This window comes from Chroococcidiopsis sp. SAG 2025 (assembly GCF_032860985.1).
In the GTDB taxonomy this organism is placed as follows: domain Bacteria; phylum Cyanobacteriota; class Cyanobacteriia; order Cyanobacteriales; family Chroococcidiopsidaceae; genus Chroococcidiopsis.
On sequence record NZ_JAOCNC010000001.1, the window covers coordinates 3,909,073 to 3,931,571 of the forward strand.

At 43.9% G+C, this 22,499-nt stretch carries 17 protein-coding genes; 14 read left to right on the forward strand and 3 right to left on the reverse strand.

The window, feature by feature from the left end; genetic code table 11:
* The first annotated feature begins 282 nt into the window (after positions 1–282).
* Positions 283–1,185: a carbohydrate ABC transporter permease gene (locus N4J56_RS18935; RefSeq protein ID WP_410500355.1), complete on the forward strand. Its 903-nt coding sequence runs from the start codon at positions 283–285 to the stop codon at positions 1,183–1,185.
* Positions 1,186–1,235: 50 nt separating this feature from the next.
* Here the strand turns inward: N4J56_RS18935 and N4J56_RS18940 are convergent, their stop codons facing one another.
* Positions 1,236–2,843 carry a sodium:solute symporter gene (locus tag N4J56_RS18940; RefSeq protein WP_317107851.1) on the reverse strand — a complete coding sequence of 536 codons (1,608 nt, stop codon included), beginning with the start codon at positions 2,841–2,843 and terminating at the stop codon, positions 1,236–1,238.
* Between the two features lie 482 nt (positions 2,844–3,325).
* Between N4J56_RS18940 and N4J56_RS18945 the strand changes: the two genes are divergently transcribed.
* On the forward strand, positions 3,326–4,918 hold the full coding sequence (locus tag N4J56_RS18945; RefSeq protein ID WP_317107852.1) for an iron uptake porin: 1,593 nt from the start codon (positions 3,326–3,328) through the stop codon (positions 4,916–4,918).
* A gap of 358 nt (positions 4,919–5,276) precedes the next feature.
* Here the strand turns inward: N4J56_RS18945 and glcD are convergent, their stop codons facing one another.
* Positions 5,277–6,749, reverse strand: a complete 1,473-nt coding sequence (gene glcD, locus N4J56_RS18950; protein ID WP_317107853.1) for a glycolate oxidase subunit GlcD — start codon at positions 6,747–6,749, stop codon at positions 5,277–5,279.
* Between the two features lie 620 nt (positions 6,750–7,369).
* On the opposite strand from glcD, the gene blaOXA reads away from it, so the two are divergent.
* The 3 genes from blaOXA to N4J56_RS18965 all read left to right on the forward strand — a co-directional run bounded on the left by blaOXA (position 7,370) and on the right by N4J56_RS18965 (position 13,257).
* Positions 7,370–8,287 (forward strand): class D beta-lactamase, encoded by a 918-nt coding sequence (gene blaOXA / locus N4J56_RS18955; protein WP_317107854.1) that lies wholly within the window; start codon positions 7,370–7,372, stop codon positions 8,285–8,287.
* A gap of 188 nt (positions 8,288–8,475) precedes the next feature.
* The gene (gene smc, locus N4J56_RS18960; RefSeq protein WP_317107855.1) at positions 8,476–12,150 is read left to right on the forward strand and encodes a chromosome segregation protein SMC; all 3,675 of its coding nucleotides are present in this window, start codon (positions 8,476–8,478) and stop codon (positions 12,148–12,150) included.
* Between the two features lie 99 nt (positions 12,151–12,249).
* Positions 12,250–13,257, forward strand: a complete 1,008-nt coding sequence (locus N4J56_RS18965; RefSeq protein WP_317107856.1) for a PRC-barrel domain-containing protein — start codon at positions 12,250–12,252, stop codon at positions 13,255–13,257.
* 93 nt (positions 13,258–13,350) lie between these two features.
* On the opposite strand, the gene N4J56_RS18970 is transcribed toward N4J56_RS18965, so the two are convergent.
* Positions 13,351–14,640, reverse strand: coding sequence for a HAMP domain-containing sensor histidine kinase (locus N4J56_RS18970; RefSeq protein ID WP_317107857.1), 1,290 nt, complete (start codon positions 14,638–14,640; stop codon positions 13,351–13,353).
* A 650-nt stretch (positions 14,641–15,290) separates the two neighbouring features.
* Here N4J56_RS18970 and N4J56_RS18975 point away from each other — a divergent pair.
* The 9 genes from N4J56_RS18975 (at position 15,291) to N4J56_RS19015 (ending at position 22,499) form a co-directional block, all read left to right on the forward strand.
* Entirely contained in the window at positions 15,291–15,974 is a 684-nt protein-coding gene (locus N4J56_RS18975) for a carbonic anhydrase (RefSeq protein ID WP_317107858.1), read from the forward strand.
* 141 nt (positions 15,975–16,115) lie between these two features.
* Positions 16,116–16,367, forward strand: a complete 252-nt coding sequence (locus tag N4J56_RS18980; RefSeq protein ID WP_317107859.1) for a hypothetical protein — start codon at positions 16,116–16,118, stop codon at positions 16,365–16,367.
* An 88-nt stretch (positions 16,368–16,455) separates the two neighbouring features.
* Positions 16,456–16,767, forward strand: coding sequence for a hypothetical protein (locus N4J56_RS18985; protein ID WP_317107860.1), 312 nt, complete (start codon positions 16,456–16,458; stop codon positions 16,765–16,767).
* Entirely contained in the window at positions 16,763–17,965 is a 1,203-nt protein-coding gene (locus N4J56_RS18990) for a proton extrusion protein PcxA (RefSeq protein WP_410500537.1), read from the forward strand. The genes N4J56_RS18985 and N4J56_RS18990 overlap by 5 nt, the downstream gene beginning before the upstream one ends.
* Positions 17,966–18,013: 48 nt before the next feature.
* Positions 18,014–19,102, forward strand: coding sequence for a bestrophin family protein (locus tag N4J56_RS18995; RefSeq protein WP_317107861.1), 1,089 nt, complete (start codon positions 18,014–18,016; stop codon positions 19,100–19,102).
* A 210-nt stretch (positions 19,103–19,312) separates the two neighbouring features.
* Entirely contained in the window at positions 19,313–19,990 is a 678-nt protein-coding gene (locus tag N4J56_RS19000; RefSeq protein WP_317107862.1) for a response regulator transcription factor, read from the forward strand.
* A gap of 349 nt (positions 19,991–20,339) precedes the next feature.
* Positions 20,340–21,557 carry a response regulator gene (locus tag N4J56_RS19005; RefSeq protein WP_317107863.1) on the forward strand — a complete coding sequence of 406 codons (1,218 nt, stop codon included), beginning with the start codon at positions 20,340–20,342 and terminating at the stop codon, positions 21,555–21,557.
* A 144-nt stretch (positions 21,558–21,701) separates the two neighbouring features.
* Positions 21,702–21,995, forward strand: a complete 294-nt coding sequence (locus N4J56_RS19010; RefSeq protein ID WP_317107864.1) for a Mo-dependent nitrogenase C-terminal domain-containing protein — start codon at positions 21,702–21,704, stop codon at positions 21,993–21,995.
* Positions 21,996–22,106: 111 nt separating this feature from the next.
* The gene (locus N4J56_RS19015; RefSeq protein WP_015156147.1) at positions 22,107–22,499 is read left to right on the forward strand and encodes a response regulator transcription factor; all 393 of its coding nucleotides are present in this window, start codon (positions 22,107–22,109) and stop codon (positions 22,497–22,499) included.

Consider the following 22,499-nt stretch of genomic DNA (forward strand, 5'->3'; position numbering starts at 1 on the left):
GATTTTAGACACTCTGTTACCTGAACGAGTTTCTCGTACCAATCCCAGAGTTGTAAAAAAACCTGTATCCAAGTTTCGCTCAAAAAAGCCAAGACATCGAGCCACCCCCTCCCGAACCAATCCTCCTATTTTCTTTATCCTCAGCACAGCGTAGCCTTAAATGAACCGTATTGTACCATTGATACTCGTTTGCGTGCGTTACGCCGGCACGTCATAATATGTGCAAATCCTTTTCGAGTAATATTGAAAGCGCCGAAAAGCTCCGATTGCCACTACAAAGCAATGACCATGCAGAAATCCGTTCCCATTAATTGGACGTTAATTCAACAGCGCCTCACTCCATATTTATTTTTACTACCAGCGCTGCTTGTTCTGGGGCTGACAGTCTTTTATCCTGCCCTGCAAGCATTTTACTTGAGTTTTACCCGTTACGAATACGACATAACTCAAGCACCGGAATGGATTGGTTTTGCTAACTTTCAACGTTTGTGGCAAGATAAAGTCTTTTGGCAAACTTTGGGAAATACAATATTGTATTTAGCGATCGCCGTGCCGATTTTGGTAGCAATTCCTTTGGTTTTGGCGATTTTAGTTAATCAGAAACTACGAGGAATGCACTGGTTTCGCGCTGCCTATTACACCCCAGTTATTATTTCTATGGTCGTAGCAGGGATTGCTTGGCGGTGGCTGTACGCCCAAAATGGCTTGCTGAATCAATTATTGAAACAAACTGGAATTTTAACTAGTGGTATACCCTGGCTGACTAGTCCCAGATTCGCCCTTTTTAGCGTCATCGCAGTGACAGTGTGGAAAGGACTAGGATACTACATGGTCATTTATTTAGCTGGGTTACAGTCGATTCCAACAGAATTATACGAAGCCGCTGCGATCGACGGCTCCGATGGTGTGCGCAAACACTGGGATGTTACAGTGCCATTAATGCGACCTTACTTAATGCTAGTAGCCGTCATTTCTGCCATTTCCGCCACCAAGGTTTTTGAAGAAATCTACATCATGACCAAAGGTGGACCCCGCAACAGTTCTAAAACTATTGTTTATTACCTTTACGAGCAAGCTTTTGGTAGTAGTTTAGACATTAGCTATGCCTGCACGATCGGTTTGGTAATGTTTTTAATTATCTTGGTCTTATCAATTTTGAATCTGAAGCTGTCGCCGAAAAGTTAGCAGTGTAGAGACGTTACATGTAACGTCTCTACACTTTCTTTTTCTAACAATCAACTAACGACAAAGGGACTAAAAACAACCCAAAATACCAAGACGATCGCGGCGAGGATGAAACTCGATCTAACATTGAGATTGTGCGATCGATGGGAACCAGCAAACTTCTCCAACTCTGCGTCTGAGTGTTGGAAGATTTCCAGTTGTCTCTGGTTTGGTGCAGCACTGGTTAAACTGACAAGTACCAAAATGGCAATAGAAATTACAAACAGCAGAATCGCAAAATGTAAGAAGTTAATCGTGGCATAGGCTACCAAAGGTCGCCAAGTTATCCAACCTGCTTTTACGGCGATTTCGGCGATAAATCGAATTGCACCCAAAATAAAACCAGTAATTAAGGTATTGAAAGCCGCCCTACCAGTAGCGCGTTTCCACAATATCCCCATCAAGAAGACAGCAGCAATCGGTGGCGAAACGTAGGCTTGTACTGACTGGAGATAGACATAAAGCTGATTGCTCATCAACCCGATAAAGGGGAGCCATAGCAAACCAGTCACTACTAGTAGAATAGTCGAAATCTGTCCGGCTCGCACTAACTCGCGATCGCTTGCCTCTGGTTTCCATTTTTGGTAGAAGTCCATCACAACTAGCGTGGAACTACTATTAAAGACGCTGGAAAGAGAACTCATCAACGCCGCCAGCAACCCAGCTACCACTAATCCTTTAATTCCAGGCGGGAGGAGATTATTCACCATCGTGGCATATATCCGGTCTGGTTCCACGTCGGGAAACAGAATTCTGCCTGCAATACCTGGTAAGACGAGGATAAATACGGGTAGAAGTTTTAAAAATCCAGCAAAAATTGTCGATCGCCTTGCGACTTCAATATTAGGTGCGGCAAGGGTGCGTTGAACGATCATTTGGTCTGTACACCAATACCATAAACCTAAGATGGGTGCGCCGAATAAAATTCCCGTCCAGGGAAAATCGGGATGATTGATGTCTTTCCACAAACTAAAGAAGTTAGGATCGACTTTTTGATACAAAGCACCAAAACCACCCACATCAATAATTGCTGTTGCAGTCAAGAAAATTCCGCCGCCAATTAGAATAAATGCTTGGAAGAAATCAGTGTAAATGACTGCCCTTAAACCGCCAAAAATTGTATACGCACCCGTAGCCACAATCAAGGCAATCGCGCCTAGCCAAATATTCCAGCCTAAAATTGTTTGCAGAACGATCGCACCTGCATAGACTGCTACGCTAATTTTTGTAAAGACATAAGCAATTAATGAAATTGCGGATAGATAGGTACGGCACTGACGATTAAAACGCCTTTCTAAAAACTCCGGCATTGTAAATACACCAGTGCGGAGATAGAACGGCACGAATAGCCAGCCTAATAGCAACAACATAAAACAGGCAATCCATTCAAATTGCCCTACTGCTAGACCCGAACTAGCGCCGCTACCTGCTAATCCAATGAAGTGTTCGGCAGAAATATTGCTAGCAAATAGACTCGCACCAATTGCTGCCCAACCAATACTACCACCGCCCAAAAAATACGATTTGCTACTCGCTAAACTTTTATGACTCGACCAATAACCAATCGCCGCTACACCTACAAAGTAAGCAACGAGAAACACGATATCTATAGCAGCCACCGTCTTCTCCTACAATTTTTAATTTTTTTAGCTAAACATTGAACGAAAAGTTCTGTGAAGAAAAATTAAGAAGTAGGTGCGGGAATGCTCCGAGCGCCTACTTCCTGGTTTTCTCGTAGTTTGTCGATCCCTAGCTGCAAAAAGCTGTAATTTTTAGTGAAAACTAAATTTTGTTTACTTGTTATCAGCCGTGGGTTAGATATTTTCTTAAACCAAAAACTCCTAATAATTAATCGTAGAAATAATTTGTGCTTTCTAGCAAATTAATTTAGAATTTGTAACCAATTCCTTGAACTTTTCTTAAGTCAGTCTAAACTCATCCGTAAGATATATGACTGTAGCTAGATGCTCGATGATATTCTGGATTCATTAAGATGTAATGCTGCTAAAAAACAGCTATTGTTGAGCCTAAAGGTTTTCTCTTTAGACTAAATAAAAGCAGGGTAAAATTTTTTGTAAAAAATAAAGTGAGTGGCAAACGGATGAACACAAAATTGCCGCACGCTAGATTGTTTCTGGCTGCGAATTTAGTAGCGGCTTTAGTAGGAATGAGTGCGGAAACTACCTTAGCATTGCCGCTAGAAAATAGTATGGCTCAAGTTACGTCAGTATCTCAACTATCTGACGTGCAGCCAACAGATTGGGCATTTCAAGCATTGCAATCTTTGGTAGAAAGATATGGTTGCATTGCCGGATATCCCGATGGAACTTATCGAGGAAATCGTGCTTTGACCCGCTATGAATTTGCGGCAGGATTGAATGCTTGTTTAGATCGAGTCAACGAACTGATCGCTACAGCTAGTGCAGATGTAGTGACGAAAGAAGACTTAGCAACATTACAACGATTGCAAACAGAATTTGGTACAGAACTGGCAACTCTGCGCGGTCGAGTTGATAGTTTGGAAGCACAAACAGCAGAATTAGAAGCAAATCAATTTTCGACGACGACAAAACTTAATGTCAGTTTAATTACAGCAATTACAGATACATTTGGCGATCGCATAGCCGGAAATGAGGACGATTCTAATACGATATTTGGCTATCGTTCGCGGATGAATTTTGAAACGAGTTTTACCGGACGAGATTTACTACGGACTCGTTTGGAATTTGGTAACTTTGGCGATATGGAAGACGTGTCAGGTACGAACATGACACGGCTTAACTTCGATACGAACACCGATAACGATGTAACTGTACCGCACCTGTTATACCGCTTTCCCGTTGGTTCCAACCTCACCTTTACTGTAGGTCCCGCCGGAGTCGGTTACACCGATATTACCGATACCCTGACTCCTCCTAGCATTGCTGATGACAGCAGAGGTATTCCCTCTCTGTTTGGCGAGTACAGTCCCCTGTATCGTCGCGGTGGTGGTGGCGCGGCGGTGAATTGGGAGATTGCCGAGAGTTTAACTTTGACTCTAGGATATTTGGCTGGTAGTCCCAGCGATCCTGGCGATGGTGCTGGTTTATTCAACGGCACGTATCACGCCTTAGCGCAACTTGCTGTAGATGGTGATTGGGGTGCGGCTGGAATTGCTTACTCGCGCAGTTATAACCCTGCGGGAGTAGTGGATCTCACTGGTAGTACGGGTAGTTTGCTGGCTAGCGAACCATTTGGAGATGACATTGCAACATCCGCAGACATCTTTGCTTTTCAAGGCTTTTATCGCTTTTCACCCAAGTTTCAACTACATGGTTGGGTAGGTTACATCAGTGCGAGTGCCAACGGTTCGGGTTTGAGTGCGATCGCAGATGGTAGTGGAGGAACTATTGCTAGTACTGTTGAAGATGGGGGTAGTGCAGATCTATGGTATGGTGCAGTCGGTTTAACTTTCCCAGATGTGGGGGGTGAAGGTAATTTACCAGGAATTTTGGTTGGCTTACCTCCCAGAGTTACAGATAGCGACGTGCGCGATGAAGACGATACATCATATCACGTTGAGGCTTTTTACCGTTTTCAAGTTAACGATTATATTTCTGTGACTCCTGGTTTTTGGGTAGTATTTAATCCTGAAAATAACAGTGACAACAGCAATCAATATGTAGGAGTCCTTCGGACGAGTTTTAATTTTTAAGATCCATATTATTGTAGGGGCGGGTTTTACCAAAGATCTTCACTCATAAACCAAGAACTCAATAAACCCGCCCTCTGGATATGATATGGTGATGAAAATTTTTGATAGATTGCGATCGCGCAAAGACGCAAAGGCGCTAAGAGAAATCTTGGTGTCTTTGTGTTTTTAAGTGCTTATTGTTAAGAGCTATTTATCTTGTGGGAATACTAGGTAAAGGTGCGATCGCATTACTTCTCTTAATTTCCAAACTAATATTATTCCACTTACTCATAGCCCCCCTTTTTAAGGGGAGGACACTTGCGTGGGCGGGTTTCCCGACTTGAGCAAAGTGTCCGTGGGTTGGGGGGATCTCGCGGATCTAAAATCTCTCAACTCCAGCAAACTCTTTAATATCAGTCATCTTGGCTGCTTCCCCACAAGTACGGGGAGTCGGAAAGATCTTGCCAGGATTAGCTAAACCTTTCGGGTTAATCGCCTCCCTGACATATTGCATCGTTTCCAAATCTGCCTCGGTAAACATATCGGGCATAAAACATTTCTTATCTGCACCGATGCCGTGTTCGCCAGAAATACTACCACCAACTTTAACGCAGAGTTTTAGGATCTCCCCCCCTAATTCTTCTACTTGGTGCAAAGCCCCTGGTACGGAATTATCGTACAAAATTAATGGGTGAAGATTCCCATCACCCGCATGAAATACGTTTGCAATACGATAGCCATATTGTTGACTTAAATTTTCAATTTCTTGTAAAACAAAGGGCAGTTGAGTCCGCGGAATCACCCCATCTTGAACGTAGTAATCGGGGCTGAGATGTCCGGCAGCGGCAAATGCTGCTTTGCGTCCTTTCCACAATTTGAGGCGCGTTTCAGGATCGCTGGCTGTGGTAATTCCCCTCGCCCCGTTTTTCAAACAAATATCGCTAATCAGCTGCTTAGTTTCTGCAACTTCTACAGCGATGCCGTCAATTTCTACTAACAAGATTGCCGTAGCATCTCTGGGATAACAACCCATGGCAACAACATCTTCTACAGCATTAATGCTGAGGTTATCCATCATTTCCATCCCAGCCGGAATAATTCCCGCACTGATGATGTCTGAAACCGCTGCCCCTGCTGCTTCTACGCTGGTAAAGTCGGCAAGCAAGACGCAAATTGATTCGGCTGATTTGAGAATCCGTAGCGTAATTTCGGTAGCAATCCCCAACGTTCCCTCGGAACCGACAAACACGCCCGTGAGATCGTAACCAGGCATTTCTGGTACTTGTCCGCCCAAATCGACAACCGAACCATCGGGGGTAACGACTTTTAAACCTAAAACGTGGTTGGTAGTGACACCATATTTAAGACAATGTACCCCGCCAGAATTCTCGGCAACATTCCCGCCCACCGAACAGATAATCTGACTGGAAGGATCGGGGGCGTAGTAGAATCCATCGCCGCTAACCGCTTGCGTCACCCAGTTATTAATCACTCCTGGCTGTACCACAACTTGCTGATTTTCCAAATCTATGCTGAGGACTTGCCGCATCATTGAGGTGACAATTAACACGCAGTCTTCTATCGGTAATGCCCCACCAGATAAACCAGTACCGGAACCACGGGCAATGAAAGGAATATTGTGGCGATCGCAAATCTTCACAACTTCCGCTACTTGTTCTGTCGTTCTTGGCAACACGACAACTGCGGGACGCTGGCGATAACTCGTTAACCCATCGCACTCATAAGTAATCAATTCCTCCCGACGCTGTACCACGCCATTTTTGCCTAAGACTGCTTCAAATTTTTTAATAATTGTCTTCCAGTCACGCTGCTGCTTGTTTTGGATTAGCATAGGGAATTCTCGCAAATTAAATTTATTTTTAAAACTGCTGGATACTGCAACTTAAAGATTGAAACTTCAGTGATGGCGGATAAAAAGTATCGCTATGTTACTTAATTTGGATTGACTCCCTGCGATCGCCCTCTCCAATATTGTTACAGAAACTACAACCCTTGAAATTATCTAAATTCATCTTTGTTACAATTTTTTTTGTAACTTCGACTACTTTTCTATTCTCACTTGCCAAGAGCTTATTGACAAGCCAAGCCGAAGTCAAAAGTCGTAGGGGCGGGTTTTCTAAAAAAATAGTGCGATAGTTAAACCCGCCCGTACAGAAGTCGTAGGAGTAGGTTTTCTAAAGATACCTGCGCAAGCACAAATCATTCTAAGGTTAAACCCACCCTTACAGAAGTCAGAATAACGGAGTGTATACGTGGATTTGCATTTTGCGGGTGGCAAAATATCATTTCATCGTTAAATTCAACAATATTGATAGTTGAATGAGAGATAAATTTTGTTAGCAAGTTACGCAATTTATAATTATCTGTACAGAAGATATCCGAGCGGATTTATGAAACGTCTTTCACCGAACGTGATACTATGTCCGGCTGAATGTTTCATCCAAAGATGGTATGTCTTGGTGCTACAAATACCTCACATTCTTGATGTTAGCGATCGCTTTGTTGCCTTTGAGTGCGATCGCGGGAGCGTCTCAGGATGCTACTACAAGCGATGTTTCTACAATCCAAAATCTAAGTTGCGCTGGAAGCGCACCAAAGGTGCGACCCAAAACTCAAAATACCACGGGCTGGCAGGAACGCCCCGATTTTGGTAAATATTTTCAACAAGCAGGGGTCGAGGGTACATTTTTGCTGTACGACCTGAAGCAAAAGCAATATCTCGTCTATAATCCCCAAAGAGCCAATACCAGCATTATTCCTGTCTCTACATTCAAAATCTTTAACTCCCTGGTAGCGTTGGAAACGGGAGTCATTCAGGATGAAAACGAAGTTATTAAATCGGATGGTACGCCGCAGAAATTTCCAAATTGGAATCAAGACCAAACCATGAGAAGCGCGATCGCGGGTTCGGTGATATGGTTCTATCAAGAATTGGCAAGGCGCATCGGTCAAGAACGGATGCAACGTTATATTAATTTGGCAAATTACGGTAATCAAGACATTAGCGGTGGTATTGACCAATTTTGGTTAAAGGGGGACTTGCGCATTAGTCCCAAACAGCAAATCGATCTTCTAGTGAAACTGTATCAAAATAAATTGCCTTTCTCTCAAAAGACAATGGCAACGGTTAAGGAGATTCTCATCAACGAGAAAACCAACGATTACATCTTGAGAGGAAAAACAGGCTGGGGATGGGACTTTACACCCCAAGTAGGTTGGTATGTAGGCTATCTAGAACGAGGCGATCGCGTTTACTTTTTTGCCCTCAACATGGACATTAACAAACCAGAGGACACTAAGGCAAGAATGGCAATTACTAAAGATATTTTGCGTAGTATGGGCTTACTTGGAGCAGGGAGCAGGGAGTAGGGAGTAGGGAGTAGTAACCTCTTACCACGCACTTTGTAGAGACGTTACATGTAACGTCTCTACACTACGAATCGACTCCCGACCCCAACTCCCACAAAAATATAGCCAATTGAATAATCTATGCTAACCTGTTGGGCATCCTGTCTTTGATACACTTGTTCCTCACACTCCTTCACTGACCAGCCTACATGGTTCATGTCAAGCGCGTAGAACTCACCAACTTCAAATCCTTTGGTGGCACGACTAAAATTCCTTTGCTGCCAGGATTTACTGTTGTCTCAGGACCCAACGGTTCTGGTAAATCTAATATTCTTGATGCTCTCCTGTTTTGCCTCGGTCTAGCAAGTTCTCGGGGAATGCGGGCGGAACGCCTACCCGATCTTGTCAACCACGACAAAGCCACACGCGGAAAATCGGCAGTAGAAACGCTGGTGACGGTGACTTTCGATTTAGAGGGAGCGCTTAGCAGGGAGCAGGAAGCAGAGGGGACAAAGGTTAATGGAAATGGGAATGGGAATGGGTATTATGTTGAAGAGTTAGAGGACAAGGGAGACAAGGAAGACACGGTAGACACGGGGGAAGAAGAACCCCTCACTCCTCATTCCTCACTCCTCACCCCTAATGAATTAACAATTACGCGCCGCTTACGAGTCACTCAACAGGGTTCGTATACGTCAACTTATTACATTAATGGTTCTACCTGTACTCAAACTGAGTTGCACGAACAACTGAGTCAGATCCGGATTTATCCTGAAGGCTACAACGTCGTGCTGCAAGGGGACGTGACGAGTATTATTTCCATGCACTCGCGAGAACGACGGGAGATTATTGACGAACTAGCAGGGGTAGCGAATTACGATCGCAAAATTATCCAAGCAAAAGAAACCTTAAATGAAGTTAAAGACAGGGAAGACCGCTACCGCATCGTTGAAACTGAATTAATTGCGCAACGCGATCGCCTGTCTCACGATCGCATCCAAGCTGAGAAATATCAAAAGCTGCGGACGGAATATCAACAGAAACAGCAATGGGAAATTGTTTTAGTCTGGCGATCGCTACAACAGCAACAAGAAAAGTTGGTGGCGGAAATTCAAACGGGCGATCGTACCCTAACTGAATTAACAACTCAACTTACTACCCTCAACACCCAAATTCAGCAGGTAACGGCAGAATTAGACGCACTCAACGCACGAGTGAAGACTTTGGGGGAAGAAGAACTCTTATCTCTGCAATCAACTCTAGCCACCCAGGAAGCCGAACGGCGACAGTTACAAAATCGCCAAAGAGACTTGACAAATGCTTATGAAAATGCAGGAAATGCTTACACGCAACAACAGTTAGAAATTCAACAACACCAAAATTCTGTCGTTCGGTTGCAACAACAGCAACAGGAAATCGTTGCTCAACTCTCTACCCTACGTCAACAACGGGATGAGGCGCAGCAAACCTTAGAACAAAGTCGTACAGAAGCTAGTGCAGTCGCCGATGCTTCCGATGCTTGGGTGCAACAACAAGCTGCTTTGAGTCGTCAAGTTGAATCTCTGTTGCAAACTGTAGAACCCCAGCGCACCGAACAAGCGCAACTAAAAGAGCGATCGCATCAATTAGAAAGGCAAATTCAAGAACAAACTGGGTTAATTCAAACTTTAGAGCCAGAGCTGGCGACAAAGCAAACACAATTAACCGAAATAGAAACTCAATTATCGAGTCAAATTGAGCAAATTCAATCTTTAGCCCAATCTTTAGCTGCGGCTGAAGCCGAATTGCAGATTCAGCAGCAAACTCAAAATCGCTTACTTCAAGAACAAAGAGACAAACAGCGCCAGTTGGATAAGTTGGAGGCGCAGTCTCAAGCCTTGCAAGAAACTCAAGGGACTTTTGCGACAAAAATTTTGCTGCAATCGGGTTTAAGTGGAATTTGTGGTTTGGTAGCCCAACTCGGTAAAGTCGAACCTCGATATCAACTAGCTTTAGAAATTGCAGCTGGGGCGCGGTTGGGACAATTGGTGGTAGAAGATGATGGCGTAGCGGCTTCGGGGATTGAGATCCTGAAGCAAAAACGAGGGGGGAGGGTGACGTTTTTACCCCTAAATAAAATTCAAGCGCCGCGATTTTCGCCTGCTTCGGGGTTGCGCTATGCCAATGGTTATATCGACTATGCAATTAATTTAATCGAATGCGATCGCCGCTATCAAGATATTTTTGGCTATGTTTTTGGTAGTACGGTTGTTTTTGCCGATTTGCAATCAGCGCGTTCTCACTTAGGGCAATATCGGATCGTCACTTTAGCAGGAGAATTATTAGAAACCAGTGGGGCGATGACTGGGGGTAGTATCAGCCAGCAAAATTCAAGTTTGCATTTCGGTACGAGCGATGCTACTGAATCCCAAGAAGTTATAGAGTTAAGAAATCGCTTGCAGGAAATCGATCGCATTTTAGCTCGGTGTGGTGAATCGATTGGTAATTTGGCAGCTAAAACTAAAAATCTATCTCAAGAATTAACAGAAGCGAAGACTAAACAAAGAGAAAATAATCTCCTGAAGGATCAATTACAAAAAGAAATTCGCAAGCTAATTCAACAAGTGGAAACTGGGCAGTCGCAACTGGCTCAGAACACAAAACAATTATCTACGGTACAAGCTAGATTAGAGACTTTAGAACGAGATTTACCCGCACAAGAAGAACAATTACAACAAATACGTCAAGCTTTAGTGGAGTTAGAGCAATCTCAAACTAACAGTCAATGGCAGCAAATTCAAGCCGCAATTAGACAGCAAGAACAGGAATTACAAACTAGAATCGAGATAGTTCGTAACGCCGAACAGCAATTGAAAGACATAGAGAATCAAAGTCAAAGATTGCACGAAAAAATTCAAGAATGCGAAGTGCGATCGCGAGAATACCAACAACAGCAACAAGAAAATCAGTCGCAGCAAGCGGCTGTCAATGCGCAATTGCAGGAAATTAGCGATCATCTAAAGCAGATCCATACATCCTTGAAAGAAATCGAACAGCGGATGACGGCGGAAAGACAAGAACGCGATCGCGCCGAGCAAAAACTGCGGGAACTGCATTTAAACCAACAACAGGTAGAATGGCAACAGCAGAAGTTGCAAGAAACGCAAACATCGCGGCGAGAAGATTTAGTTAACTTACAAGCGCAGATTCAAATTCAAGCCGCAGAAATGCCCGATCCCCTACCAGAAGTACCGGATAAGGTCGATTTGGAACAATTGCAGAAAGAATTGCGATCGCTTGTCAAGCGTATGGAAGCGATGGAACCTGTCAATATGTTGGCGTTAGAAGAATACGAACGTACCAACGCTCGATTAGAAGAATTGAGTCAAAAATTATTGACCCTAGAAGCCGAACGCACTGAACTGTTATTGCGGATTGAAAACTTTACCACTCTGCGTCAAAGAGCGTTTCAAGAAGCCTTTGATGCGGTGAATGAAAACTTTCAAACTATTTTCGCCACTCTATCGGATGGGGATGGATTTCTGCAACTCGATAATCCAGAAGATCCATTCACCAGCGGACTGAATTTAGTTGCACATCCTAAAGGTAAACCCGTGCAGCGTCTAGCTTCTATGTCGGGGGGAGAAAAATCACTCACGGCGCTGAGTTTTATCTTTGCTCTACAACGCTATCGCCCATCACCTTTTTACGCCTTTGACGAGGTAGATATGTTCCTAGACGGGGCAAATGTGGAACGATTAGCTAGAATGATCGAACAGCAGGCTAAACAAGCACAGTTTATTGTCGTGAGTCTGCGCCGACCCATGATAGAATCAGCCGAACGTACAATAGGAGTGACCCAAGCGCGAGGAGCTTATACGCAAGTTTTAGGCATAAAATTGTAACCCTCAGACAACTTTGGTTGAGGATTCCATCATAATAGTATCGATCGTTAGAAAGTATTAACCGTTAACCCTGATTCGAGATCGGGACTCCGCAAAGCAATGACCTCTGAAAACACTATTAAACGCTCCGACATCTTAAATACAAAGGTGATCGCGGATGACAACGCCAAAGTATTAGGGGTTGTCAGCCAACTATGGGTAGATATCGATCGCAGGGAGGTTGTAGCTCTTGGTTTGCGAGACAACCTGATCGCCTTTGCTAGCGTACCGCGTTATATGTACCTGAGCAGCATCAGCAAAATCGGCGATGTGATTTTGGTGGAGAACGAAGACGCGATCGAAGATATCGATGTAGAGATTTACAGCAACTTAGTTAATTGTGAAGTCATTACAGAAACAGGTCAACCCTTGGGGCGAGTGCGTGGCTTTACATTTAACGCTCAAACAGGCAAAATCCATTCTTTAATTATCGCTTCGCTGGGTTTGCCCCAGATCCCCGACCAGGTAATTAGTACTTATGAATTGCCAATCGAAGAAGTTGTCAGCAGCGGTCCCAATCGGTTAATTGTATTTGAAGGCGCTGAAGAAAGAATTAATCGTTTGAGTGTTGGTGTGCTAGAACGGCTTGGTATTGGTAAAGCACCTTGGGAGAAAGAAGAAGACGAGTACTATACTCCCACAGCAGTGCGACCGGAAAACCAGCTTGGAAGTGGTGTACCGTTGCAAGCACCAAAAGCCCAACCTCTACGGACGACTCAACCTGCGGTACAGGAAGCTTGGGATGAGGATGAATACGAGTATGAAACAGTCCAGCCTCGGATCGAACAGCAGCCATTACGCCGCCAGCAGTACGAACCCAACAGATACGATCGCGAGTTAGAGGAAGAAGAAAACTGGAGTGAAGCGTCGGGAAGCGATCGCTATACACCTGCACCTCCACCCCGTTACCCCGAACCCCAGCCGTTTGAACCAAAGCCATACGCACCAACAAATAATCTTGACGAAGATCTCGACGGTGACGCTTGGGGAGAAGATGAGGAACCGCAGCCTTTGAATATTCCCAAGAAAATCAAGCAACCAGAATACGAAGAAGAAGGCGGCTATTAGGAAAGTCAAAAGTTAAAAGTTAAAAGTCAAAATGTAATTCATCATTAAAATGTAGAGGCGTTACACGTAACGCCTCTACATTTTTTATGCCATTTACGTCTGAGTATCTAGCGGTAGTAAAACGCGAAAGCTGCTACCAGCACCTAATCTACTGCTGACTTTTATTTCACCTTTATGCTGTTGGACGATTGCTTGGGCGATCGCTAGCCCTAAGCCTAAACTATCTTTTTCAGATTTAGCTGTATCAGCTCGCCAAAAGCGCTGAAAAATGAGTGGTAGCGAATCTGGTGGAATACCAATTCCCGTATCTTCGATCCGAATCACAGCAAATCGTTGCTCTTGTTCTAAAAATAGCGCTACTCTTCCCCCGTCGGTTGTGTACTTGAGTGCGTTATCTATAAGATTAGAAAATAAACGGCTGAGTTTGTGGCTGTCGCCTTTCACGACTATACCAGTACGTAAATGCGGGATGAACTGAATTTGCTTACTTTGAGCTTGTGGTTCAAAGCGTTCGACTAAATCTTGCAGTAACTCTTCTATGCGAATCGGTACAAAATTAAAATCGCGATCGAGGCGATCGCTATCAATGTTAGCTCTGGATAGAAATAGTAAATCGTCTACTAAATGAATGATTTGCTCGTTGGCGCGATCGATAATTGCTAACTTTCTCTTCTGAGCCGTACTTAACTCTTCTGGACTATTACTTAACAAATCTACTGTAGTACTAATCGCCGTTAGAGGATTGCGTAGTTCGTGCGCTACATCTCCGGTAAAGTGTTTTAATCGCCTTAAGTTACGTTGCATCGGCTGAAGAGTGAGCCAAGTTAAACCAATACCGCTAACGCTACTTAATAGTAAGACTGTGACTCCTCCCACAATCAGACCTGAGCGTAGTTGCTCTAACTTCCACATCAAATCTTGAGTAGACTCGCTAGCACGAATATATCCTTCTAAGCGTAAGGTGGTTTTATCTCGCTCTTCGGTATAAACAGCAATAGAAAAAGTCCGAACTTTTCCTTGTTGTTGTAGGATTGGAAAGCCCTCTTGTAAACCATCAGCTAAGGCTTGCGACAATGACGAATTAGTAAAAAATTTTCCCTCTTTTGCTAAGAGCTTACCTTTAGGATTAAACCATTCGAGGCTTTGATTGTGGCGAAATAACTCTTGCCAAGGAAGTTCATCATCTAATCTTTGAATTCCTCGGCTTTTGATGATTCGCAAACTAGGAATAGCAGCTTCAGCCAAAATCTGTAAGCGATCGTTTAACTGTTGTTCTAGACTACGGCTAAAAAAGATATAAATAGCTGTACTAGAAGCGCCAAATATAGCAGACATTACTAATAAATAAGTTAGTAAGAATAACCAACGTAATGATTGGAACATTGAATGTTTACACCGATCTCAACTCAATTGAATATCGCTCTCAATTTTCTGAAAAATGAGATGCGATACGCTCCAGTTCAACTCGAATCGTACATGAGAATAGTGCAAAAAAAGTAATAAAATAGCGACTTCAATTCTAAATGACAATCGTGAACTTAACATGAAGGTTGCATGAGAAAACTCTCATGTTTTGAGAGCAATGCTTCAGTTATCTACTGCCTCCGTTCAGCCACGGGAGACAAATTTTTTCAAAATTACGCAACAAGCGATTCCCCCAACCCCCCTTGATAAGGAGGTTGGGGGGATCTCATTTAGTACAGAGATAAACAGAATTAGTATAAGTCTGTCATGAGTCATTGGTCATGAAGTTATTGATAGTTCTTCAAATGAACTATGGCGTAGACGAGAAGGTGAGATGTCAGAACGCTGAGATACTTGCCTTGGTTCAAATGTCGTGTCTGTAAAGTATACAGGACGAGAAAAACTCAACTAGCGAGATTCTCTGCTTGGCGAGATAGAGCGCTATTTCACCCATTCTCAACTTTGTCTCAACTTTGTCACTTTTTTATTCCAGGTTTATTACATTTATTGGTTTAACTTATGACATGCATAAGGAAATTCCCAAGTCAAACCAAGAAAGAGGTATTCCCATGAGCAACATCTTCTCTATTAAAAGCGATCGCATCCAGCAGTCTGCTAACGTTCACGCTAATGTGCTGGCATCCTTCAATCAAGAACAAAATTCGCCAAAAATCGACTTTACCGCTTACATTCACCCTCTAGCTGCCGTAATTGGTAACGTTTATCTTGGCAAGCGAGTCATGGTAGCTCCCGCAGCATCAGTACGAGGCGATGAAGGACAACCGATCTGGGTAGGAGATGATGTCAACGTACAAGATTGCGTAGTGCTTCATGCTTTAGAAACTCACGTCAATGGTGAAATGGTGCATGAGGCTGTAGTAGAAGTTGAAGGTAACTTCTATGGAGTATACATCAGCGATCGCGTTTCTCTGGCGCATCAATGTCAAGTCCACGGTCCAGCCAGCATTGGTACTGATACTTTTGTCGGAATGCAATCTTTAGTATTTCGAGCCACAGTCGGCAATAACTGCGTGATCGAACCCAAAGCTTTAGTCATGGGAGTTAATATCGCCGATGGCAGATACGTCCCCGCAGGTTCTCTGATTACTACACAAGAAGCTGCTGACAACTTACCCTTAATTACCAACGAATATCCCCTCAGATTCCTCAATCAAGCCGTGGTTCACGTCAATACGCAACTAGCCACTGGCTATCAAGGCATTGGTACTGCCGAGCAATTGAAAGCAGCATAGTCAAAAGTCAAAAGTCAAAAGTCAAAAGTCAAAAGTTAAATCTTACTGCTTGTCTATTGGCTCACCACACCTCACACCCCACACCCCACACCCTACACCCGCATCAAAACCCACTACTCACTACTCACTACTCACTTCACCATGACACCCAAACTGAAATTAGTTACCACCAACGGTCAAGCAGCATCGCGTCAACCACTGTCTATGGCTGTTGGCATTCCCAATAAAAAACATATCCCTGCTGGAGCAATAATTACTAGCCAGTCGGATGTAGAAAATTTACCCATTGTTGCTCAGAGTCACCGCCATCCAAATCACTACCGTCAAATTAACTCCTGTCAAAACAACTCCTGTCAAAATGGCAAACACCCTCTGCTAAAACTTGTTGCCTAAACACTCACCCTGCAAGTATGGAGAGGAGGACTGAGGGATGAGTATGCACTGTCCCGAACAGTTACGATCTTTGACGAGTAGCATACTGATGACATTACTACGCAACCAAGACATCGTTTGCCCCACAGTCACATTTATTACACGAGTTCCCATCCCAGCAGTACTCATTGGCATCCAAAAGCAGTGGTCGATCGCCTATAAAAAAGTTTCAGGTAACAGCGATCGCCTCACGCAGAATTTAGTCCAAAATGCACTCCAAACACCCCAGTTGCAGCATGACTTCTACCTTCTTCAACAAATCCACAGACCCCCTTTCTCAACTCAAAGGAAAAATCTTTGGTACGCCAGAGCGATCGCTAGAACAAGCTTATCAAGCCGCGCTGAGCATAAAATCGATTGAAGACCGATATTTTCATGGTGGTAAAGTAACTGTAGCAACCGCTAACGATGCTCAAATTCCTACTAGCGTGCAAGCTGATTTCGAGAAGCATTTAAGTATACTCAAACAGCAAATGAAGGAGTTTAATACGAGCAGTTCTACGCAGGGAAATTTGGGACAAGACCACCTGATGCGACTCTTTTTTACCGAAGGAACTCTGACGAAATACACTCTCGAACCTCAATCATCGGCGGCGTTAGTACCCTTTTCAACTAATCTACCAACCAATAGTTCATCTCAGCTGCCCACTCCACCAATTCAAGTCATTGAGGTGAAACAAGCGATCGCCCCAGAAAAAACAAGAGCGAGGCAACTTCACCGCAAAAATTCTAGAAATTCAGCTTCAGAAAATGCCGAACCACAAGTCAAAGCTGGAGTTCTACCGCGTTCTCTTGAGCGCACAATTAATAAAATCAAGAACGAGCTTGACCCAAATGCAGAAGCAGAAGTTGTCAAATCATTTCGGCGATCGCAAAAAAAGACTGTCGTTGCCATTAGGTTACTGGCATTGTTGATTTTGATTCCTTTAATAACTCAGCAAGTGTCCAAACTTTTTTTGGTGCAACCAATTGTCGATCGCGTGAGAAACGAAACAGTTATGCCAGTCTTCTTAAACTCTGAAATGAAAGAAGAGGCACTTAAAGAACTACAAACCTTTGAAGAAGAACTCAAGCTAGAACGTTTGATGGGTGCAGCACCTGCACTAACTTCAGAAGCAATTGAAGAAAAGGTCAAAGATAAAGCAACTGAAATTTCTCAGGAATTTCGTCATCGTAGCAATAACGCTGTTAGTAATGTTTTTGCTGATATCATCGCTGTTTTATCTTTTGCTTTAGTGTTATTATGGCGACGTAAAGATCTTATGATGCTCAAGTCATTCATGGATAATATTGTGACTGGCTTGAGTGATAGTGCCAAGGCTTTTTCAATTATTCTGATTACCGATATCTTTGTCGGGTTTCACTCTCCTCATGGTTGGGAAGTTTTGCTAGAAGGACTATCTAGTCATTTAGGAATTGCAGCAAATCGCGGTGTAATCTTTCTATTTATCGCCACAGTTCCGGTCATTCTCGCCACAATTTTTAAGTATTGGGTTTTCCGTTCCCTCAGCCGGATGTCACCATCAACGGTAGCGACTTTGAAAGAGATGAACGATTGAATTTGTATCATTGCTGCTAGAAAATGCTTGTAGAATGAGGTTGAGTTGATGATTTTTCCCATCAGTAAAAAGGCTCGCAGTCGCCAAAACCGATCGCAGAAATTTGCTTCAGTCAAGCGATCGCAGTCACATCACCGTAAATTAGTAGCATTGCGATCGTTTCGCGAAAAGTTCCAAATCTACACCGGAGAGCAATTACACTGGCTGCAAGTTACTCAGAGACTTTTAACCTCTGTCATTCACGGAATTCTGCCTTGGGTCATTATGTGTGGGAGCTATGGCTTACTAATTTCTTTACTCGATCATTATGGAAAGCTGCCTGCTTTCTTTGCTGACAGTAAAATAATTCAAAATGTCGTTATTAGTTTTAACGTCATTCTCAGCCTACTGCTAGTGTTCCGCACCAATACAGCTCACGAACGCTTTTGGGAAGGACGCAAACTCTGGGGTTCAATGGTAAATACTACGCGCAATTTAGCACGGGGAATCTCAATTACGATCGAACAACGAGAACCGCAAGAGCGAGACGAAAAAAGTGCTGCTGTCTATCTAGTTGCTGCTTTTGCTGTGGCGATGAAAATCCATCTACGGCGAGAACCAATGAATTCAGAATTGGAGCCGATGATGCCACCGTTACAATATCATCAACTGCAAAATGTCAATCACGCTCCCTTAGAAATTGCTTATTGGATTGGAGATTATTTGCAACATCAATTCGAGCGCCAACGCCTAAACATTTTTCAGCTGACATCCTTGCACGAACTATTAGATGATATGGTAGACATTTTAGGTGGCTGCGAACGCATCCTGAAAACCCCCGTTCCCTTGGTATATACCGTTACTCTCAATGCTTTGCTGTGGATTTATTTCCTGCTTTTACCTTTTCAGCTAGTTGGTGGTATCAAGTGGTGGACAGCACCGATCCTTGCTTTTATGAGTTTTCTCTACTTAGGTATCAATGAAGTAGGGGCAGAAATTGAAGAACCTTTCGGTCGCGATGCCAATGACTTGCCCCTAGATGCAATCTGCGCCACAATTGTTCGTAACCTCGAACATATCATCCAATTTGCCCCCTGCGCCCGCGTGCTGCGCCCTGCTAGTGGTAACGTTCTCGATTTACCCCGAAAAACTGCTTGAATCGTGCCGATATCTAACATTTTGTCTTTCAGTGTAAGTTTTTGACAATTAAGTTCAGTTTTCTTTACCTCTCGTCGCAGCAATTACCTGTACCATGAACTAGTCCGAGAATTAGTCTGAGCAAAGAATTAGTTCGAGCGATCGCCACCTAACAACCTTCTGAGAAGTAGGTTCACCCTTGCTAACCTGTTTTTGGAATGACATACCATCATGAGATTGTTACTAGTCGAAGACGATAAACTCATCAATCAGTTACTTGCAGAAGCACTCAGCAACCAACATTACGTCGTCGATGTTGCCGCTGATGGTCACGCTGGTTGGGATTTTGTCAAGTCTTTTGATTACGACTTAGTTCTGATTGATGTCATGCTGCCTAAAATGGATGGCATTAGCCTTTGTCGCCAGTTGCGGACTCAAGGCTACCAAATGCCAGTCTTGATGTTAACAGCCAGAGATGCAACCGAAGATCGCGTCAATGGACTTGATGCGGGTGCAGATGACTACGTGATTAAACCATACAAATTGCAAGAATTATCGGCACGTATCCGCGCTTTATTACGCCGAGGTGGTTCGTCTTTGCCTCCAGCAATGAAAAGTGGCAATTTATCTTTAGATGTAAACACGCGGGAAGTAACTTATAAAGGCTGTCCCCTCAGACTGACTCCAAAAGAGTATCGCTTATTAGAACTCTTCATGCGAAGCGGCTCTAAGGTTCTCAGTCGTAGTGCAATTTTAGAAAATCTTTGGTCTTTCGACGAACCGCCGGATGAAGATGCAGTCAAAGCTTTGGTTAAACGTTTGCGTCATAAGCTCAAATTAGCAGGTTCGCCAGGAGATCCCATTGAAACCGCTTACGGTGTAGGTTATCGCCTCAAGCAAAACCCGTAGAAAGTCAAAAGTTAAAAATTAAAAGTCAAAATGAGGAATGATTGTAGGGGCGGGTTTAGCCAAAGATTTACGCATCCTCCACCGTCAATTTTCGTTCAAACCCCGCCCGTACGGAACTAGAAGAATACAATTACACTCTCTGCCACGTACCACGCTTCATTAGTCGCTACTCTTTTGTCCCAGTTTTGTCACCTTTTGTGGCTTATTTTATACACTAAGGTGCTAGCAGAAGAGAATAAATGTCCTAAATACTACTGCGTCCTTTTATATCCTCAATGCATAGTATCCTCAACGCAGGGTAGTCAACAAATCCCAAGAGTAAGAAAAAAACAGATTGCAGGAACAGGCAATGAATAACAGCATTCTTGAAAAATCAGTTGATGCCCTGCTAACTAGGAGAAATGATGCTCCATTAATTCGGGATTTTACCCCCCCAAAGCAGGTTGAATTGTTTGAAACCTTGAAGCAGTTGCGGTTTAACGGTCAACTGATTCTGACAAACTCCTGCGGTAGAAAATGGATTCTGCACGTTCACCGAGGTTTGATTATCTACGCTACTGGTGGAGAACATCCAGTCAGGCGATGGAGACGGAATCTCGCAACACACTTACCTCAAATAGCAAACGATCGCTCGCTATCAAACGAATCGTGGGAGCATCAATTAGCAACGACTTCGATTGAAGGTTTTAGCGTCTGCTGGCAATATCAGTTATTGACTTCATGGCTCGAACGGCAGCAGATAACTCCAGAACAAATGGCAAGATTTGCATGGTCGGTCATTATCGAAGTTTTGTTTGATGTGACTCAAGCAGTACAGGTTGCCTACGAACTCAAGCCCAGTAGCAGCACGCTGACTCCCGTAGTTGCGATCGATGCCGCTCAAGCGATCGCCGAAGTCGAACGATTGTGGCAAGCTTGGCAAGCAAACAGACTCAATTATTCTCCTAACAGCGCCCCAGTTATTAAACAATCGGAAGAATTGCAACACAGCATCTCTGCTCCAGCTTATCAAGCCTTGAGTCAACTACTAGACGGACAACATACGCTACGGGATATTGCCGCTCAGATGCAGCGAGATGTCAATTCAGCACTGCGTTCTCTCCTGCCATATATTCAGTCAGGATTTGTGGAGTTGATTAATATTCCCGATCTTGCCGCTCCGGTTCTCTCATCACCTACACCTCATGATACTCAAGCACCGTTGATTGCTTGTGTAGATGACAGTTCTTGGGTATGCCACATCATGGAAAAAGTGATGACAACAGCTAACTATCGATTTGTTGGCGTAAATGATGCACTGCGGGCGATCAGAGTTTTGCTAGCCATCAAACCAGATCTCATCTTTCTCGATTTGATGATGCCAAATATTAACGGATACGAACTTTGTAGCCGTCTGCGTCAACTGTCTTGCTTCCAGCACACGCCAATTGTCATCCTCACTGGAAACGATGGCATTATCGATCGCGTCAGAGCTAAAATTGTCGGTTCCTCAGATTTTCTGGGCAAGCCCATCGATCCCGATCGAGTTCTAGGCGCAATTCACAAACATCTCAAACACAGTGCGTGAGCAGTTATCAGTTATCAGGGAGCGCACGAGCGCACGAGCAGGGGGAAGAGAGGACAAGGGGACAAGGGAGACAAGGGGGACAAGGAAGTAATTACCAATTACCAATTACTAACTACCAACTACCAACTACCAACTACCAAAACCATGAATCACACCAGAGCAAACACCAACAAACTTTGGCAAAGTTTAATACAGCCAACTCAACAAAAACTGGAATCTATCGAGATTCGTCGCCCGAAAACAGCTCGATTTGTCTGTCGCGTGATTCCAGCAAGTTGTCCCTTCGAGCGAGACATTCGATTTTTCGATCGCAGTCTGCTGCACGTTCCACCCTTATGTAAGCTCAATCCTTTCTACGAGCAGTTGGTGTTGTTACGAATGAAGAGTTTAACTTATCTGGCGCAAGCATGTAGCCAGGGAATGAAAAACTGTTGCTGAGTTTAGGGACAGGGAGCAGGGAGCAGGAAGCACAGAGCAATGACTAATCGCTAGTCGCTCGTTGTGAATCGCTAACCGCTAATCGCTAATTGCCAATCTTTGGTGAATTCTATGGATATTGCCCTCGTTGTAGAAGATTGTTTGACCGAGCGGGAAGCGATCGCCAGCTATTTGCAACAAGGCGGGATCAGCGTCTTGGCTGCTAAAAGTGGGGAAGAAGCCCTGGAAAAAATGAGTGACTGCAAGCCTGACATCATTATTTTAGATGTTGTCTTGCCAGGTCGGAGTGGATTTGAACTCTGCCGTGCTTTAAAAGCTAACCCATCCACCAAAAACACCCCTGTTATCCTTTGTTCGAGAAAAGGGACTGACATGGATAAATTCTGGGGTTTAAAGCAAGGAGCAGACGCTTACTTACCGAAGCCTGTAGCGCCAGAGGAATTTATTCGCACTGTGAAGCAACTGCTATTGGTTTCACACGGTGAAACAACTCTCATGGTTTGA

Bases quoted from the DNA above. Each gene is read 5' to 3' on its own strand.
- N4J56_RS18935 (WP_410500355.1), top strand. From the start codon at position 283: ATGACCATGCAGAAATCCGTTCCCATTAATTGGACGTTAATTCAACAG.
- N4J56_RS18945 (WP_317107852.1), top strand. From the start codon at position 3,326: ATGAACACAAAATTGCCGCACGCTAGATTGTTTCTGGCTGCGAATTTA.
- glcD (WP_317107853.1), bottom strand. From the start codon at position 6,749: ATGCTAATCCAAAACAAGCAGCAGCGTGACTGGAAGACAATTATTAAA.
- blaOXA (WP_317107854.1), top strand. From the start codon at position 7,370: ATGTCTTGGTGCTACAAATACCTCACATTCTTGATGTTAGCGATCGCT.
- smc (WP_317107855.1), top strand. From the start codon at position 8,476: ATGGTTCATGTCAAGCGCGTAGAACTCACCAACTTCAAATCCTTTGGT.
- N4J56_RS18965 (WP_317107856.1), top strand. From the start codon at position 12,250: ATGACCTCTGAAAACACTATTAAACGCTCCGACATCTTAAATACAAAG.
- N4J56_RS18970 (WP_317107857.1), bottom strand. From the start codon at position 14,640: ATGTTCCAATCATTACGTTGGTTATTCTTACTAACTTATTTATTAGTA.
- N4J56_RS18975 (WP_317107858.1), top strand. From the start codon at position 15,291: ATGAGCAACATCTTCTCTATTAAAAGCGATCGCATCCAGCAGTCTGCT.
- N4J56_RS18980 (WP_317107859.1), top strand. From the start codon at position 16,116: ATGACACCCAAACTGAAATTAGTTACCACCAACGGTCAAGCAGCATCG.
- N4J56_RS18985 (WP_317107860.1), top strand. From the start codon at position 16,456: ATGACATTACTACGCAACCAAGACATCGTTTGCCCCACAGTCACATTT.
- N4J56_RS18995 (WP_317107861.1), top strand. From the start codon at position 18,014: ATGATTTTTCCCATCAGTAAAAAGGCTCGCAGTCGCCAAAACCGATCG.
- N4J56_RS19000 (WP_317107862.1), top strand. From the start codon at position 19,313: ATGAGATTGTTACTAGTCGAAGACGATAAACTCATCAATCAGTTACTT.
- N4J56_RS19005 (WP_317107863.1), top strand. From the start codon at position 20,340: ATGAATAACAGCATTCTTGAAAAATCAGTTGATGCCCTGCTAACTAGG.
- N4J56_RS19010 (WP_317107864.1), top strand. From the start codon at position 21,702: ATGAATCACACCAGAGCAAACACCAACAAACTTTGGCAAAGTTTAATA.
- N4J56_RS19015 (WP_015156147.1), top strand. From the start codon at position 22,107: ATGGATATTGCCCTCGTTGTAGAAGATTGTTTGACCGAGCGGGAAGCG.